Here is a 16,362-nt window from a genome sequence, read left to right on the forward strand (position 1 = left end):
TATAATTGGCGGTCATTTTACAGCGGCTGACCAACGAGATATAAGGAAGGGTTAATGCGTAGCCATTACTGCGGTTTTTTAAGTGCCCAACATGCCGGGCAACAAGTTTCATTATGTGGCTGGGTTAACCGGCGCCGGGATCTCGGTGGCGTTATTTTTATCGATTTACGTGATCGTGAGGGCATGGTTCAGGTTATCTGTGATCCGGATTTAACTGACTTATTTGAGTTGGCGTATACGCTCAGAAATGAATTTTGCATTCAGGTCACCGGCGAAGTGCGACTGCGCCCGTCGTCACAAATTAATGCCGATATGGCAACCGGTGAAATTGAAGTGTTCGCCAGTGGTTTATCCATATTGAATAAAGCGGCGCCGCTGCCGCTTGATTTCAATCACGACAACAGTGAAGAGCAGCGCCTTAAATACCGCTATCTGGATTTACGCCGCCCCGTCATGAGCGAACGGTTAAAGTTTAGGGCAAAAGTGACTAGTTTTGTTCGTAATTTCATGGACAGCAATGGCTTTCTAGACGTTGAGACGCCTATCCTGACCAAGGCGACTCCGGAAGGTGCCCGCGATTATCTGGTGCCAAGTCGCACCCACAAAGGTCAGTTTTTTGCCCTGCCGCAATCTCCTCAGTTGTTTAAGCAATTGCTGATGATGTCAGGCCTTGATCGTTACTATCAAATCGTAAAATGTTTCCGCGATGAAGATTTACGCGCCGATCGCCAGCCAGAATTTACTCAGATTGATATTGAAACCTCTTTTATGAGTGCTGAGCAAGTGATGGCAGTAACCGAACAAATGGTCCACCAGTTGTTTTTACAACTGCTGGAGGTCAATTTGGGCGACTTTCCGCAAATGACCTTCCATGAGGCAATGCGGTTGTACGGTTCTGACAAGCCCGATTTACGCAACCCAATGCAGTTTGTTGATATTGCAGATCTGGTAAAGCAGGTTGAGTTTAACGTATTTTCCGGCCCTGCGAACGACCCTAAAGGGCGGGTTGTGGCACTGAAAGTACCTGCAGCTGCCGATAAGGTCTCACGCAAAGACATCGACAACTACACCAGTTTTGTTGGCATATATGGTGCTAAGGGTCTGGCGTGGATGAAAGTGAACAACGTTAGTGCCGGCATCGATGGCGTACAGTCACCGGTGGCCAAATTTTTAACTGCCGATATTGTCAGCAATATTTTGCAGCGCACTGCTGCCGCTGATGGCGACATGATTTTCTTCGGCGCTGCCAGCTATAAAGTCGTGTGCGAAGCTATGGGCGCGTTGCGTCTGAAACTGGGCGACGATTTAGGCATAACGGTGCCGGGCTGGAAGCCGTTATGGGTTGTTGACTTCCCGATGTTTGAAGAGAATGAAGATGGCAGCCATACCGCGGTGCATCACCCGTTTACCTCACCGCTTGATACCGCCGGTTTTTTAGCGACGCCGGTTGCACAGTTGGATCATACTAATTTATTATCAAACGCCTATGATATGGTGTTAAACGGCACTGAATTAGGTGGTGGTTCTGTCCGTATTCACAGCGCTGAGGTGCAGGCAAAAGTATTTAAATTGCTTGGTATCAGTGATGATGAGGCAACAGAAAAGTTTGGTTTCTTACTGGAAGCGTTGAAATTTGGCGCACCACCGCATGCAGGTTTAGCTTTTGGTTTAGACCGGTTGGTAATGTTAATGACCGGCGCTACGTCAATTCGCGATGTGATGGCGTTTCCGAAAACGGCGACGGCAGCGTGCCCGCTTACTGATGCACCTGGTGAGGCTAATAATGCGCAACTGGCTGAATTAAGTATTCAGGTTATCCGTAAAGCTCAGTAGCACCGCGGCACTATTTTGTAGACAGCAGCCTGTAAATTGGAACCTGTAGATAGCAACCTGTAGAAAATACCCTGTAAGTTGTTAACCTGCGCCAGCAAATTGCGGGCGCAGGATTATTACCGCAAGCGAGGAGTGAAATATGGCCGGCCATAGTAAATGGGCGAACATGAAGCATCGCAAAGCCCGCCAGGATGCGAAAAAAAGTAAAATATTTACCAAAATTATTCGTGAGCTTACCGTTTCTGCTCGCAGCAATCCTGATATCAGTGCTAACCCGCGGCTGCGTCTGGCAGTAGACAAAGCATTGTCAGAAAATATGACCAGAGACACCATTGATCGCGCGATCAAGCGCGGTGCCGGGGCAACAGAAACTGAGAATTACGAAGAGTTAGTGTACGAAGGCTACGGCCCCAATGGTGTAGCCATTATTGTTGAAACCATGACGGACAATAATAAACGAACGGTTGCTGATGTGCGCAACGCTTTTACTAAAAACGGTGGCAACCTGGGCACATCGGGATCGGTAGCTTATTTATTTTCCCGGCGTGGCGTACTGCTGTTCGCGCCGGACATAGACGAAGATGCACTGCTCGATGCCGCCCTGGAAGCAGGGGCAGAAGATGTGCAAACCCATGAGGATGGCAGTACAGAGGTGTTTACCAGCCCTGAACATTACAACGACATTAAAGACAGCTTAGCTGCCGCCGGTTTTACTGCCGATAATGCAGAAATAGATATGATACCGTCTATTCGTGCCCAGGTTGATGCAGACAATGTTGGCCGGTTTTTTAAATTGATAGATATGCTGGAAGACTCTGACGATGTGCAGAATGTGTATCACAATGCTGATATTAATGACGATCTGCTTAACGAGCACAGTGTGTAGTGAATATTATTCTGGGGATTGACCCCGGCAGTCGCCTGACCGGATACGGTGTGGTGCGCCAGCAAGGCAATAAATTTGTCTATATGGCCAGTGGTTGTATCAGGCTGGGCACTGACGAGCTGCCAGAGCGTTTATTGCGGATTTTCAACGGTATTTCCGAGATCATTACCCAAACTCAGCCAACCATATTTGCTATTGAACAAGTATTTATGGCCCATAATCCTGACTCTGCATTAAAGCTCGGACAAGCACGTGGCGCAGCTATTGTTGCCGCTAAGCACGCCGGACTGGATGTATATGAGTATTCAGCGCGGCAGGTTAAACAAGCGGTAGTGGGTACTGGCGCGGCTGACAAAGCTCAGGTGCAGCATATGGTACGTTCGTTATTGCAGCTTAGTGCCAGCCCGCAGGCCGACGCCGCAGATGCGCTTGCAGTTGCGTTGTGCCATGGGCATACTCAGCAAAGCCTGGTGGCCCTGGCTGGCCAGGCGCGTAAAACGGTGCGCCGGCGCCTGCGCTGAAATGTCACGGCCTAGTTAAACCTGGTGATAATAGTTACCTGTCAACATTTAAAATTAACGAATTAAGAAGAAGCGCTGCCTGATGATTGGACGTTTACAAGGTGTATTACTGGAAAAACAGGCTCCTGATATTTTGCTTGACGTGGCTGGCGTTGGCTATGAAGTGCAATTGCCCATGACCAGTTTTTATCAGCTACCTGAACCGGGAAATCAGCTGATTATTTTTACCCATTTTGTTGTGCGGGAAGATGCGCAGCTGCTTTATGGTTTTATCACCAGCACTGAGCGTAGTTTGTTTCGGCAACTGATAAAAGCCAACGGTGTCGGTCCGAAACTGGCACTGACCATTTTATCAGGGATGACCGCCCAGCAGTTTGTTCATTGTGTATTGCATGATGAAATTAGCACGCTGGTAAAATTGCCGGGGGTAGGTAAAAAAACCGCCGAGCGATTAGTGATAGAGATGCGTGACCGGTTAAAAGATTGGGGGGTTAGCGGCACGCCGGTTACTGACCGGTTGACATTAAGCAGTGATGAAGCAATTTTTGCGCCGCCGGCCAGTGCCGAACAAGATGCCTTAAGTGCTTTGCTGGGGTTGGGTTACAGTCAGGCTCAGGCCAGCAAAGCAGTAAAATTAGTTAAACGCGCCGACATGAGCAGTGAGCAACTGATCATGGCCGCCCTGAAGAGTATGGTATAGCCAGGATGATTGAAGCTGATCGAATGATCCAGGGCAATGCGACCCGCGAAGATGAAGTCATCGACCGGGCCATCCGCCCCAAAACCCTGGCCGATTATACGGGTCAGCAACATGTACGCGAACAAATGGCGATTTTTATCGAGGCGGCCAGGGGGCGGGGCGATCCACTGGACCATTTATTAATTTTTGGCCCACCAGGCCTGGGTAAAACAACCCTGGCAATGATTGTTGCGAATGAAATGGGGGTAAATATCAAAAGTACCTCTGGTCCGGTGCTGGAAAAAGCGGGTGATTTAGCGGCATTGCTTACCAATCTTGAACAAAATGATGTGTTATTTATTGATGAAATACATCGCTTAAGCCCGGTGGTCGAAGAGATTTTATATCCGGCAATGGAAGATTATCAGCTGGATATTATGATAGGTGAGGGCCCTGCTGCTCGCTCTATAAAGCTTGAATTGCCGCCCTTTACCCTGATAGGGGCAACCACCCGCGCCGGAGCGCTTACGTCGCCACTGCGTGACCGCTTTGGCATCGTTCAACGCTTAGAATTTTATAAAGTAGATGAGCTTAGCGACATTATTCAACGCTCAGCGCTATACCTGAATTTACAGCTCGATAAAGAGGCGGCAACCGAAATTGCCCGTCGCTCACGGGGAACCCCCAGGATTGCCAACCGTTTGCTGCGCCGGGTACGTGACTATGCTCAGGTTAAATCAGACGGTACCGTGACGGTAACGGTAGCCGCGCAAGCCCTGAAAATGGTTGACGTCGACGCAGAAGGCTTTGATTATATGGATCGAAAGTTGATCCTGGCCATTATTGATAAATTTATGGGCGGGCCGGTAGGGCTTGATAACTTAGCGGCGGCGATTGGTGAAGAAAAAGAAACCATTGAAGATGTGATAGAGCCCTTTTTAATCCAGCAGGGCTTTATTCAGCGAACGCCCCGTGGCCGTATTGCCTCACCTCGTGCCTATCAGCATTTTGGCTTCGATTTACCACAAAGAGATTAAGTTGAACAAAAGTACTCGCCAAATAGGACATAAGTGCCAACTAGGACGCGAATAAAAAAAAGCCCGCTCAAAGGAGCGGGCAAAGCAACAAGTTGAAGGTGTGCTTCAATAAATCCAGGGAACATGTTTGAAACAGCAGCAAAACTAATCTTAGCTATCAGTCATACTGCTTAAGTGAACTTTACTAAACAGGGTAATCGACTTACCGTGCTTTTGCGCTAGCTCAGAACACAGGGCGTATGTTAAAGACTTCGAGTAAATACTTCAAACGAGAAAAATTAGCGCGCTGGCATTAGTTTAACTAATGCCAATGAGGTTATTGGATGTTCACTAAACAAGCAGTTAACGTACAAAGGACGAAAGAAGCCCTGTATTCATCTGCGATTAAGTTTAAATGTGGATGATGGCTCGGATTACTTTTAATAGTTATCTGTAGCAGTTGCGGCCTTTTTTCAGCTAATACATTGCATGCGTAACATATTGAACTTAAGCGCACTGCCACAGTCTGCTTTTTAAGCATAATACAAGTGGTCACCGCAAATAAATATAGTTGCATTGGAGCCTTGCCAGCCATTGAGTTTACCGTGCTGGCTAATTATCATACGCGGCAAAATGAGATATGGTTATAAATGGCAGATAAAAGCTTCACGTGGCCGGTGCGGGTATATTATGAAGATACCGACGCTGGCGGTATTGTTTATTACGCGAATTATCTGAAATTTTTTGAAAGGGCCCGCACCGAATGGTTACGGGCGCTGGGTGTCGAACAGGATATTTTGTTGTCAAATAATATCGCTTTTGTTGTTACTCAGGTTTTAATGAACAATAAAAAAAGTGCAGTTTTTAATGAATTATTGACGGTATCCAGTCAAATCAGTACCTTAAAGTCTGCGAGTATCATTTTTTCCCAGCAAATTTATAATGCTTCGGCCCAGTTAGTGTGTCAGGCTGAAATTAAAGTTGCCTGTATTGACAAGCAGGCTATGAAAGCCCGGCCAATGCCGGCCGAAATTGCAGAGGTGTTAACGCGTGTCAGGTGAAATTTCCATTCTTCATTTATTACTCGATGCCAGTATCGTAGTGCAGTTGGTAATGCTTATTTTGGTGGGTATGTCGGTTGCTTCCTGGAGCATGATTTTTAAACGGAAAAAAGTACTGAAAGATGCGTTGGCAGATGCCAAGAGATTTGAAGATAAATTCTGGTCGGGTATCGATTTGTCAAAACTGTACGCAGAGGTCAGCGCCCGGCAGAGCAATATCGGTTTAGAAGCCCTGTTTAAAGCAGGTTTTAAAGAGTTTGCCAGATTACATAAAAGCAGCAGACAGCAGCCTGCTGCTTTAATGGAAGGGGCTCAGCGGGCGATGCGGGTAGGCTTGTCACGCGAAGTGGAGCGGCTGGAAACCAATTTGCCTTTTCTGGCTACTGTTGGCTCTATCAGCCCATACATTGGCTTGTTTGGTACCGTATGGGGCATTATGAATTCATTTATAGCTCTGGGTGCAGTGCAGCAAGCGACGCTGGCAATGGTAGCACCAGGCATTGCCGAGGCATTGATTGCCACGGCTATCGGTCTGTTTGCGGCAATACCGGCAGTTATTGCCTACAACAAGTTTTCGCATCAGGTTGAGTTGCTTGAAAGTAGCTACGTGAACTTTGTTGAAGAGTTCTCTAATATATTGCACCGCCAGGCGGTTAACAGTACTGAGGCTGCCTGATGTACGTCCGCAAAAAACGGCGAATGATGGCCGAGATCAATGTCGTGCCTTACATTGATGTTATGCTGGTGCTGCTGGTGATTTTTATGGTGACGACACCACTGATTACCCAGGGAGTGAAAGTTGAATTGCCAAAATCGGCAGCCGAGCCGATCGCTCAGATGACTGAAGGCAAAACGCCGTTAGTGGCCACGGTGGACAGTGACGGTTTATATTATTTCGAGAAAGATGGTAATCAACAAGGCCCTTTTACGTCGGCTGAGTTGCAGGTAGAAGTCGCAAGCTGGCTGACGATAGAACCCGGAACCCAGGTTATTGTCAAAGGTGATAAAGCGGTAAGCTATGAAGCGGTTATACGTCTGATTAATGTTTTGAAAAATGCTGGTGCGCCGGCAGTGGGTTTAATGACTGATAATGAAGTTTGATAAGATTAAACCAGCCCTGACCACGTCGTTGGCAAAATCGGTGGCTTTACATGTCACGATTTTGCTGCTGCTGATTTTTGGTGCAAATATTAGTTTTAAGCGCAAAACGGTTGAGCTTTCGATCAGCGCTGAACAGGCCGTAGAAAGTAACCCGGCGCCGGTAGAAGCGGTGGCGATTGACCGTAAGCAACTAGAACAGCGGGTTGCTGAAATTCAAAAGAACCGGGATGACGCTAAACAAGCAGAAGAAGACCGGATTGCCGCACTGGAGCGCAGGGCCAAACAGGCTGAACGTGATCGGGCAGCGGAAGAGCAACGATTAAAGCGGGTAGCGGAAGAGAAACGGCAGGCTGACGAAGCGGCGCGTAAATCGAAAGCGGCAGCGGCAGAAGCGCAAAAGCAGCAGCAAGCCGAAATCGCCAAAGCAAAACAAGCAGAAGAAGCGCGAAAGGCGCGCGAAGCGGAGCAGAAAAAAGCGGAAGCCGCAGCCAAAGCCGCTGAAGAGCGTCGTAAGCAAGCGGAAGAAGAAGCGGCTAAAGCGCAGGCTGAACGTGAGCGTAAAGCGCGTGAAGCACGGGAACAGGCCGAGCGGGAGCGGCAAATTCAGGAGCAGCTTGCCAACGAAGCAGAGGCAAGACGGCAGGCCCGGGCTCAACAAGCCGTTACCGAGGTGCAGCGCTACACGGCAATGATTCGGGACGCTATTCAACGTAATTTATTGGTAGATGAAAACATGCGCGGTAAAACAGCCCGGATCAACATCCGGCTGGCAAGCAGCGGCTTTGTGACTGACGTACGCTACGTTAGTGGCGACCGCCAGGTAGCAGATGCAGCCATTCGAGCTGTGAACCGGGCAGGAACTTTGCCGGTATCAACTGATCCCGATGTTTATAATCAACTGAAAGATATAACTTTAACGGTGGCACCAGAATTTCAATGATGACTAATTTATTAAGAAAGACGCTAATCCTGACGATATTGTTATTTCCGGCGCTGGCCCGTGCATCCCTGGAGATAGTCATTACCGAAGGGATTGACTCTGCTAGGCCAATAGCGGTTCTGCCGTTTAGTTTCAATGGCACCACCCGGCCGACAGAAAATCTGGCTGAGATAGTTTCTGCTGATTTAATGCGCAGTGGCAAATTTAGCCCGCTGGCCAGAATAAAAATGCCGCAACAACCTGCTAAAGCCAGCGACATTAACTATGCCGCCTGGGCAAAAGAAGGTGTTGAAGCGATTGTAGTGGGGCAGATTAACGAAATTGGTATTGATCGCTATACCGTGAGTTTTGAACTGATTGATGTACTCAAAGGTAACAGTGGCCCCAGCTCACAAATGCTTAATGCCGGTAAGCTGGTCACCAGTAATGAACATATACTGGACAGCCGTGAAACCACCATTAATGGCGGCCAGTTTCGCCAGTATGCCCATCGGATAAGCGATATCGTTTATGAGAAACTGACCGGTGAGCGTGGTGCTTTTTTAACTAAAATTGCGTATGTGCTGGTGCAGCCGGATAACGAGTTTCCCTACCAGTTAGTGGTTGCGGATTACGATGGCGTAAATGAACAAATATTGCTGCGCTCCAAAGAGCCCTTAATGTCGCCAAGCTGGTCGCCTGATGGTACCAAACTTGCTTACGTGACCTTTGAACGACGTCAGGCTCAGATATTTGTGCAGGATATCTATAGTGGCCGGCGTACGGTAGTCAGCACCTTCCCCGGTATCAATGGTGCGCCAGTCTGGTCACCGGATGGCGAAAGCCTTGCATTGGTGTTGTCTAAAGATGGTAACCCGGAAATATACACCTTACACATTGCCAGCAAAGCGTTACGTCGCGTTACTAATCAGCGCGCTATCGATACTGAACCAAGCTGGTCACCGGATGGCACAGAGCTGGTGTTCAGCTCGGACAGAGGTGGCAATCCCCAGCTTTATAGCGTAAATTTAATAACAGGCACTACCAGAAGATTAACCTTTGAAGGTGAGATGAATCTGGCAGGCTCTTATACCCCTGACGGCAGCACTATGGTGATGGTGAACCGTACTCAGGGCCAGTATCATATTGCAAAAATGGATCGGCAAAGCCGTTTCCTGCAAGTATTAACCAAAACCAATCTGGATGAATCACCCAGTATTGCGCCAAATGGTTCAATGATTATTTACAGCACTATGCATGGTTCGTCGCAGGTGCTGGCACTGGTTTCAATGGATGGACGCTTTAAAGCCCGACTGCCGGCGATAAATGGACAGGTAAAATCGCCGGCCTGGTCACCTTTTTTATAAAACAAAAACGTGGTTAACTTACTAAGGACAACAAAATGAAATTAAACAAAGTGTTAAAGGCTTTATTGATCGCAGTTCCTGTGATGACATTAGCCGCCTGTAGCTCAACGTCATCAACTTCTGCTGACGATGGCCGCAACACTGGAGCTGTAGAGCCTGTTACTGAAACAGTACAGGTTGAAACTGCAGAGCCGGTAATCAGCCCTGCTGAGCAAATGCGTCAGAAACTTGAAGCATTACGTCAGGAAAACACTATATATTTCGACTTCGACCGTGCGACAGTTCGTCCAGAGTTTGTAGAAGTATTAGAAGCACATGGCACCTTTTTACGTGCTAACCCAAGCGTTCGGGTGACTATCGAAGGTCATTCAGACGAACGTGGTACGCCAGAATACAACATCGCACTTGGCGAGCGTCGTGCTCAGGCAGTAGTGTCTTATTTACAGAACCTGGGTGTATCAGCTGGCCAGTTATCTACCGTTAGCTACGGTGAAGAGAAGCCAGTAGACAGATCACGTACTGAAACCGGCTTTGCTAAAAACCGTCGCGCAGTATTGGTGTACTAATAAAATAATTAATTTGAGTGATCATGACAGTAAATAAAACACTGTGGGTTGCTCTGTCCTTAGTGAGTACCGGTGCCTGGGCTAACCCGGCACCGGTTACTGAGTTGGGCAGAAATATCACAACAAATCAAACGCTTGCCACAACGGCTTCCGGTACTATGGAGCAACGTCTGGCTACCTTAGAAAGGGTGGTAGAAGCCCGGGCCCAGGGGCAGCTGCGAATGCAGCAGCAATTAAATGTATTGCTGGAAGAAGTTAGCCAGCTGCGTGGCGTGACTGAAACACATACTTATCAGTTGGATGAAATGCTGCAGCGGCAACGTGATTTGTATCAGGAAATTGATCGCCGGGTAGGGGCTTTGCAAACCAGCAACGCAGCCCAGCAGCCAACTGCCGCTGCCAACGTTAATAACGTTCCCACTGTTTCATACTCTTCCAATATGTCAGAAAACGAAGCTTACGATAAAGCCGTTAATATGGTGCTGAAGGATCGGCGTTATGAAGCCGCAATCCCAGAGTTTGAAGCCTTTTTACAAACTTATCCTAATTCAGGTTATGCGCCCAATGCGCATTACTGGCTTGGCCAGCTGTTATTTAATAACAATGAGCTCGCTAAAGCAAAAACGCACTTTGAACGCGTTGTAACTAACTTCAGTACATCTAATAAAGTACCTGATGCATTGCTGAAGCTGGGACAGGTAGCCGAGCGCGAAAATAATAAAGACGCTGCGCTGCGATTTTACCGGCAATTAACCAAAGACCATGCCTCGGCAACATCTGCCAGACTGGCTCAGGAACGAATAGACATCCTGAATTAAACCATGCAAGCCAACCTTAAGGTTGGCTTTGTTGTTTCATATCGCTGACTTTTTGCGCAGTCAGGCCATCAAGGCGTCCTTTTTAACAATTTTCGGTTGCACTGGCGCCGTAAATCAGTAAGATATGCGTCCGCGGTAAGGGTCGTTAGCTCAGTTGGTAGAGCAGTTGACTTTTAATCAATTGGTCGCTGGTTCGAATCCAGCACGACCCACCAAACCGCACAAACAGTACATTGAAGTGGGTCGTTAGCTCAGTTGGTAGAGCAGTTGACTTTTAATCAATTGGTCGCTGGTTCGAATCCAGCACGACCCACCACTTCATGCACCCTGTTTGGGTCGTTAGCTCAGTTGGTAGAGCAGTTGACTTTTAATCAATTGGTCGCTGGTTCGAATCCAGCACGACCCACCATTTATTTCGTCGCACCTGTTTGGGTCGTTAGCTCAGTTGGTAGAGCAGTTGACTTTTAATCAATTGGTCGCTGGTTCGAATCCAGCACGACCCACCAAACACTCCCCCATAAATACTGTTATTGCTCGCCTGCCAAGTGTATAATATGCCCCTTTTTACGCAACCGGTCAGGTGTTATGACGCAGTCGATGTATTTTAGTGAACAGGATTTCAGTTTCCCCAGAAAACCGGCTTCACTGTCTGCAGATGAAAAGCTTGCTTACAAAACCCGAATTAAAGCCTTACTGCAGCAAAACAATGCGGTATTGGTAGCCCATTACTATACCGACCCTGAAATTCAGGCACTGGCCGAAGAAACCGGCGGCTGCGTGTCAGATTCTTTAGAAATGGCCCGTTTTGGTAATGAGCATCCTGCTACAACGCTAATCGTTGCCGGCGTTAAGTTTATGGGCGAAACCGCAAAAATTCTGACCCCGCATAAAACGGTGCTAATGCCTACCCTGGAAGCGACTTGTTCTCTGGATTTGGGTTGTCCGGCCGAGCCGTTCTCGGCGTTTTGTGACGCGCACCCTGACCGCGTGGTAGTGGTGTACGCCAATACCTCGGCTGCGGTAAAAGCGCGGGCTGATTGGGTGGTAACCTCTTCAATCGCACTGGATGTTGTTGACTATTTAGATAGCCAGGGTAAAAAAATCATCTGGGGCCCCGACAAACACCTGGGTGCTTATGTCCAGAAGCAAACCGGTGCCGATATGTTGTTATGGGATGCCGCCTGTATTGTGCACGACGAATTTAAAGCCAATGCGTTGGTTGAGCTTAAAAAGCAGTACCCTGACGCTGCCGTGCTGGTGCATCCGGAGTCACCAGACAGCGTAGTGCAGTTAGCAGACGCGGTAGGCTCAACCAGCCAGCTGATTAAAGCCAGCCAAACTTTGCCCAACAGCACCTTTATTGTCGCGACCGACAAAGGCATTTTTTATAAAATGCAGCAGCAAATGCCAGAGCGCACCTTTATCGAGGCTCCAACCGGCGGTAACGGCGCAACGTGCCGCAGCTGCGCTCATTGCCCCTGGATGGCAATGAACGGCTTAAAAGCGATTGAGGACGCGTTAATTGATACTACTGGCCATGAGATCTTTGTCGATAATACCTTACGCGAAAAAGCCCTGGTGCCACTTAACCGCATGCTGAACTTCGCCCGCGAGTTAAAAATGCAGGTAAAAGGTAACGCTTAAGCCAGCCTTTTGGTTAAAATAAACGCTGGCTGCTTAAAAAGCAGCCATAAAAAAACAGTTACGTATATAACAGTTGCAGCGCAGGGCGAATTTCCCTAGTATAGCCGCGCTTGCAACGCAAGTTCCGGAGAGATGGCTGAGTGGCTGAAGGCGCACGCCTGGAAAGTGTGTTTAGGTTAACCCCTAACGAGGGTTCGAATCCCTCTCTCTCCGCCAATTAAATGAAAAAGGCCCACGCCAAAAGCGTGGGCCTTTTTCATTTAAGCGTCGAGATGAGGATTTGGTTCGAACCCTGAGGTTCGACAAAACGGCAGGATAGCCGTTTTGCATGGCCCTGCCACCCGAAGGGCGAGTGCCATGGATGGCGCGAGTGAATCCCTCTCTCGGCCCAAAAAATGGGCCTTTTTCATTTAAGCGTCGAGACGAGGTCTTGACGAGAACCCTTTGGTTCGACAAATTCGCCGGGAGCGAATTTGGACGCACTTCAGTGCGGCCCGCAGGGCCAGCACCATGGATGGTGCTGGCAATCCCTCGGTCTCGCCAAAAGCATGGGCCTTTTGTTTTAACGCGGTCGAGACGAGGATTTGGTTCGAACCCTACGGTTCGACCAACTTACTTATCTTCTTTCTTGCTATTATCCACCACTATCTTTACGCGCTCATGCGGCATATATTCCTCCGGCTCATCGGGAAAAGCTTCGGCATCGGTATTGGTCATACTTTCCAGGCTACCGGACAATACACCGAATTCATCTTCTAACTCGGGCACATTTTCCAGCTCTTTAACCCGTTTAGCTATCCGTTGGTCCAGCCACTCATCAAACTCGGCAGTACCGGGTTCTGGTCTTTCAGAACGTTGTTTCATAGTAGATCCTTCACGCAATAATCACTTTTCCCACCAACATAAGTAAAGCCCATGGCCTCATAATGTGACCGCACTTTACTGTTAATGGGATTCATTATCCTTATTTGGTCTGCACCTATCATGTCAGCATAGGTTTCAGCTACCAACACGGTCAGCTGAACCGTTTGTCCACTTAGAGGCGTTTTCTCTGGCGAAGATTCAATCATATCCAGTCGCAGTTTTCCTGCGCCCCAGGTTGGCCGGCCCAACGATGCGCTACACAACATGCTATGAAACCAAATTGCCAGCTCAAAACGCTTAGGGTAAATGGCGGCATAGCGGCTGGTCCATTGCGGCCAGGACCACATTACCCGCCGATTAGGGTGGGTATCCCAACGTGATAACTGCGACATTGCTCTTCCAGTTATATCATCAAGCTTAACTGCTTCCTGAAAATTTAACGGCATTTTAAGTAAAGATTTTGAACGGCTTTGCTCCCTTAACTGAGCATAAGTACTATCGGCTAACTGGTGGCTTGGCTGCTTCATATTGCATCCTTGTAATTTAAAGTTAAAAAATAGTAACTTTTAAGGCGCCAGCGAGCAAGCAGAAACTTAGCATAAAGGTTAGCAAAGAACGGTAATTGACCCCGTCACCATTTCCTATACAATCGGTTGATTGTCATACGGATATGTAGTGCATGAACAAAAAAGCCCTGAGTGAGCGCGATATATGCTCCAAGTTTATTACCCCTGCCATTTTGCAGGCCGGTTGGGATTTGCAAAGCCAAATTCGTGAAGAGCTCACCTTTACTGCGGGTAGAGTAATAGTACGTGGTCGCATGCATACCCGTGGTGAAAAGCGCCGCGCCGATTATGTGCTGTATCATAAGAAGAATCTGCCGCTGGCAGTGGTAGAGGCGAAAGACAATAAACACAGCCTTGGCTCTGGTATGCAGCAGGCGCTAGCATACAGTGAAGCGCTTGATGTGCTGTTTGTGTTCTCCAGCAATGGTGACGGTTTTTTATTTCATGACAAAACAGGCTTAAGCGGTAAAACCGAGCAAGAGTTAAGCCTTAACGAATTCCCTTCGCCAGCACAGCTATGGCAATGGTATTGCCAGCATCATGGTTTTAAAGACGCTGCCGTGCAGTTGGTAGATACCCCATACTATGATGATGGTAGTGGCCGCAGCCCGCGTTATTACCAAATGACAGCCATTAACCGCACGGTAGAAGCAGTAGCGCGTGGCCAGGACAGAATATTACTGGTTATGGCCACCGGCACCGGTAAAACCTATACCGCGTTTCAGATTATCTGGCGGCTTTGGAAGTCACGGCAGAAAAAGCGTATTTTGTTTTTGGCCGATCGCAATATTCTGGTCGACCAAACCAAAAACAACGACTTTAAACCATTTGGTCAGGCCATGACCAAAATTACCAAGCGCACGATTAATAAGTCTTATGAAATCTATTTGTCGCTATACCAGGCAGTTACCGGCACTGAAGAAGAGCAAAACATCTACCGTGAGTTTTCGCCCGACTTTTTCGATTTAATCGTTATAGACGAATGCCACCGGGGCAGTGCAAGGGAAGACTCGGCCTGGCGCGACATTCTGGATTATTTTAAAACCGCTACGCACGTTGGCCTTACCGCTACACCCAAAGAAACAAAGGAAGTCAGTAATATCCATTATTTTGGCGAGCCCATTTTTACCTATTCGCTTAAACAAGGCATTGATGATGGCTTTTTAGCGCCTTACAAAGTCGTGCGCATCGATTTTGATATTGACCTGCAAGGCTGGCGGCCAAAGAAAGGCCAGAAAGACAAATACGGCCTGGAGATTGAAGACCGGATCTATAACCAAAAGGATATGGATCGCAATATCGTATTTGACGAGCGCACCCAGCTGGTAGCGCAAAAAGTTACCGAATACCTGCAAAAAACCGGTGAGTTTCAAAAAACCATTATTTTCTGTGATGACATCGACCATGCCGAGCGCATGCGCCAGGCCTTAGTGAATTTGAACCCAGAGCGGGTGCGCGAAAGCGGCAAATACATCATGCGCATTACCGGCGATGACAACGAAGGCAAAGCCGAGCTTGATAACTTTATCAACCCGGAAAGCCGTTATCCGGTTATTGCCACCACCAGCAAACTGATGACCACCGGCGTAGATGCCCAAACCTGTAAGCTGGTGGTACTTGACCAACGCATTCAGTCGATGACGGAATTTAAGCAAATTATCGGCCGTGGCACCCGTATTAATGAAGACTACGACAAGCTGTGGTTTACCATTATGGACTTTAAAAAGGCCACCGAGCTGTTTGCCGATCCGGCCTTTGATGGTGATCCGGTAATGGTATATAACCCCAAACCGGGTGATGATCCGGTGCCACCGGAAGAAACACCGGGGGGTATAGAAGATGAAGGGCCAGGTTATCATCCAACGCCTGAGAGCGGCGAGGGTGAAGATGATGGCTTTGGCCCAGGTGGTGAAGGCGGCGGCGAGAAACGGAAGAAGTTCTTTGTTAATGGCCAGCCGGTAAATATGATTGGCGAGCGGGTACAGTTTTTAGGCCCGGACGGTAAGCTGATCACCGAATCATTAACCGACTACACCAAACATTGTGTGCAAAAGCAGTTTGCCACCTTAAAAGACTTCTTCCGCCACTGGAGCAGCGCCGAGCGCAAACAGGAGATTATTCAGCAGCTGGCCGAGCAGGGCGTGTTTTGGGATGAACTGCGCGCAGAAGTTAAGCAAAAGCACGGCGGCGAGCTGGATGCCTTCGATTTAATTGCTCATATCGTTTACGATGCACCGCCACTTACCCGGCGCGAGCGCGCCAATAACGTGAAAAAGCGCAACTACTTTACTAAATACCAGGGCGCTGCGTTGCAAGTGCTGGAAAACCTGTTGGAGAAGTACGCCGACACCGGCATTGCGCATATTGAAGATATTAAAATTTTACAGCTGCCGCCTTTTAATACCATGGGCACGATGGTCGAGCTGGTGAATGCCTTTGGTGGTAAAGCCGGTTACGAGCAGGCCCTGCACGAATTAGAACAAGCGCTTTACGACGATAAAAGCATCGCCTGAGTGTGAAG

At 48.3% G+C, this 16,362-nt stretch carries 16 protein-coding genes and 5 tRNA genes; 19 read left to right on the top strand and 2 right to left on the bottom strand.

From position 1 onward, the window contains the following. Positions 1-54: 54 nt before the first annotated feature. The 18 genes from aspS (at position 55) to B2Q61_RS00625 (ending at position 12,627) form a co-directional block, all read left to right on the top strand. Positions 55-1,833 (top strand): aspartate--tRNA ligase, encoded by a 1,779-nt coding sequence (gene aspS, locus B2Q61_RS00540; RefSeq protein ID WP_290621282.1) that lies wholly within the window; start codon positions 55-57, stop codon positions 1,831-1,833. Between the two features lie 139 nt (positions 1,834-1,972). Next, positions 1,973-2,719, top strand: a complete 747-nt coding sequence (locus tag B2Q61_RS00545) for a YebC/PmpR family DNA-binding transcriptional regulator (protein ID WP_290621283.1) — start codon at positions 1,973-1,975, stop codon at positions 2,717-2,719. After that, on the top strand, positions 2,719-3,240 hold the full coding sequence (gene ruvC, locus B2Q61_RS00550) for a crossover junction endodeoxyribonuclease RuvC (protein ID WP_290621284.1): 522 nt from the start codon (positions 2,719-2,721) through the stop codon (positions 3,238-3,240). Before B2Q61_RS00545 ends, ruvC begins: the two co-directional genes overlap by 1 nt. Positions 3,241-3,322: 82 nt before the next feature. Beyond that, positions 3,323-3,940 (top strand): Holliday junction branch migration protein RuvA, encoded by a 618-nt coding sequence (ruvA, locus tag B2Q61_RS00555; protein ID WP_290621285.1) that lies wholly within the window; start codon positions 3,323-3,325, stop codon positions 3,938-3,940. Positions 3,941-3,945: 5 nt separating this feature from the next. Continuing rightward, the gene (gene ruvB / locus B2Q61_RS00560; protein WP_290621286.1) at positions 3,946-4,956 is read left to right on the top strand and encodes a Holliday junction branch migration DNA helicase RuvB; all 1,011 of its coding nucleotides are present in this window, start codon (positions 3,946-3,948) and stop codon (positions 4,954-4,956) included. 629 nt (positions 4,957-5,585) lie between these two features. After that, positions 5,586-5,996, top strand: a complete 411-nt coding sequence (gene ybgC / locus B2Q61_RS00565; RefSeq protein ID WP_290621287.1) for a tol-pal system-associated acyl-CoA thioesterase — start codon at positions 5,586-5,588, stop codon at positions 5,994-5,996. Position 5,997: 1 nt separating this feature from the next. After that, positions 5,998-6,672 (top strand): protein TolQ, encoded by a 675-nt coding sequence (gene tolQ / locus B2Q61_RS00570; protein WP_414631475.1) that lies wholly within the window; start codon positions 5,998-6,000, stop codon positions 6,670-6,672. Beyond that, positions 6,672-7,097: a protein TolR gene (gene tolR, locus B2Q61_RS00575; protein WP_097110104.1), complete on the top strand. Its 426-nt coding sequence runs from the start codon at positions 6,672-6,674 to the stop codon at positions 7,095-7,097. The genes tolQ and tolR overlap by 1 nt, the downstream gene beginning before the upstream one ends. Further along, positions 7,087-8,037, top strand: coding sequence for a cell envelope integrity protein TolA (tolA, locus tag B2Q61_RS00580; RefSeq protein ID WP_290621289.1), 951 nt, complete (start codon positions 7,087-7,089; stop codon positions 8,035-8,037). The genes tolR and tolA overlap by 11 nt, the downstream gene beginning before the upstream one ends. After that, complete coding sequence (gene tolB / locus B2Q61_RS00585; RefSeq protein ID WP_290621290.1) at positions 8,034-9,383, top strand: Tol-Pal system beta propeller repeat protein TolB; 1,350 nt, start codon at positions 8,034-8,036, stop codon at positions 9,381-9,383. The genes tolA and tolB overlap by 4 nt, the downstream gene beginning before the upstream one ends. A gap of 35 nt (positions 9,384-9,418) precedes the next feature. Beyond that, positions 9,419-9,949 (top strand): peptidoglycan-associated lipoprotein Pal, encoded by a 531-nt coding sequence (pal, locus tag B2Q61_RS00590; protein ID WP_290621291.1) that lies wholly within the window; start codon positions 9,419-9,421, stop codon positions 9,947-9,949. A gap of 23 nt (positions 9,950-9,972) precedes the next feature. Beyond that, on the top strand, positions 9,973-10,767 hold the full coding sequence (gene ybgF / locus B2Q61_RS00595) for a tol-pal system protein YbgF (protein WP_290621292.1): 795 nt from the start codon (positions 9,973-9,975) through the stop codon (positions 10,765-10,767). A 139-nt stretch (positions 10,768-10,906) separates the two neighbouring features. Next, a tRNA-Lys gene (locus B2Q61_RS00600) sits at positions 10,907-10,982 on the top strand. A 25-nt stretch (positions 10,983-11,007) separates the two neighbouring features. Further along, positions 11,008-11,083, top strand: a tRNA-Lys gene (locus B2Q61_RS00605). Between the two features lie 17 nt (positions 11,084-11,100). Beyond that, positions 11,101-11,176 (top strand) — tRNA-Lys (locus tag B2Q61_RS00610). Between the two features lie 21 nt (positions 11,177-11,197). Continuing rightward, positions 11,198-11,273, top strand: a tRNA-Lys gene (locus B2Q61_RS00615). A gap of 79 nt (positions 11,274-11,352) precedes the next feature. Beyond that, positions 11,353-12,411, top strand: a complete 1,059-nt coding sequence (gene nadA / locus B2Q61_RS00620; protein ID WP_290621293.1) for a quinolinate synthase NadA — start codon at positions 11,353-11,355, stop codon at positions 12,409-12,411. A 126-nt stretch (positions 12,412-12,537) separates the two neighbouring features. Further along, positions 12,538-12,627, top strand: a tRNA-Ser gene (locus B2Q61_RS00625). Positions 12,628-13,023: 396 nt separating this feature from the next. Here B2Q61_RS00625 and B2Q61_RS00630 read toward each other — a convergent pair. After that, a complete protein-coding gene (locus tag B2Q61_RS00630) occupies positions 13,024-13,275 on the bottom strand; it encodes a hypothetical protein (protein WP_290621914.1) in 252 nt (83 codons plus the stop codon). Beyond that, complete coding sequence (locus tag B2Q61_RS00635; RefSeq protein ID WP_290622459.1) at positions 13,272-13,802, bottom strand: hypothetical protein; 531 nt, start codon at positions 13,800-13,802, stop codon at positions 13,272-13,274. The genes B2Q61_RS00630 and B2Q61_RS00635 overlap by 4 nt, the downstream gene beginning before the upstream one ends. Positions 13,803-13,954: 152 nt before the next feature. Between B2Q61_RS00635 and hsdR the strand changes: the two genes are divergently transcribed. After that, positions 13,955-16,354, top strand: a complete 2,400-nt coding sequence (gene hsdR, locus B2Q61_RS00640; RefSeq protein ID WP_290616787.1) for an EcoAI/FtnUII family type I restriction enzme subunit R — start codon at positions 13,955-13,957, stop codon at positions 16,352-16,354. Positions 16,355-16,362: the final 8 nt, after the last annotated feature.

The sequence above is a fragment of the Arsukibacterium sp. UBA5043 genome (assembly GCA_002415085.1).
Taxonomy (GTDB): Bacteria; Pseudomonadota; Gammaproteobacteria; order Enterobacterales; family Alteromonadaceae; genus Alishewanella.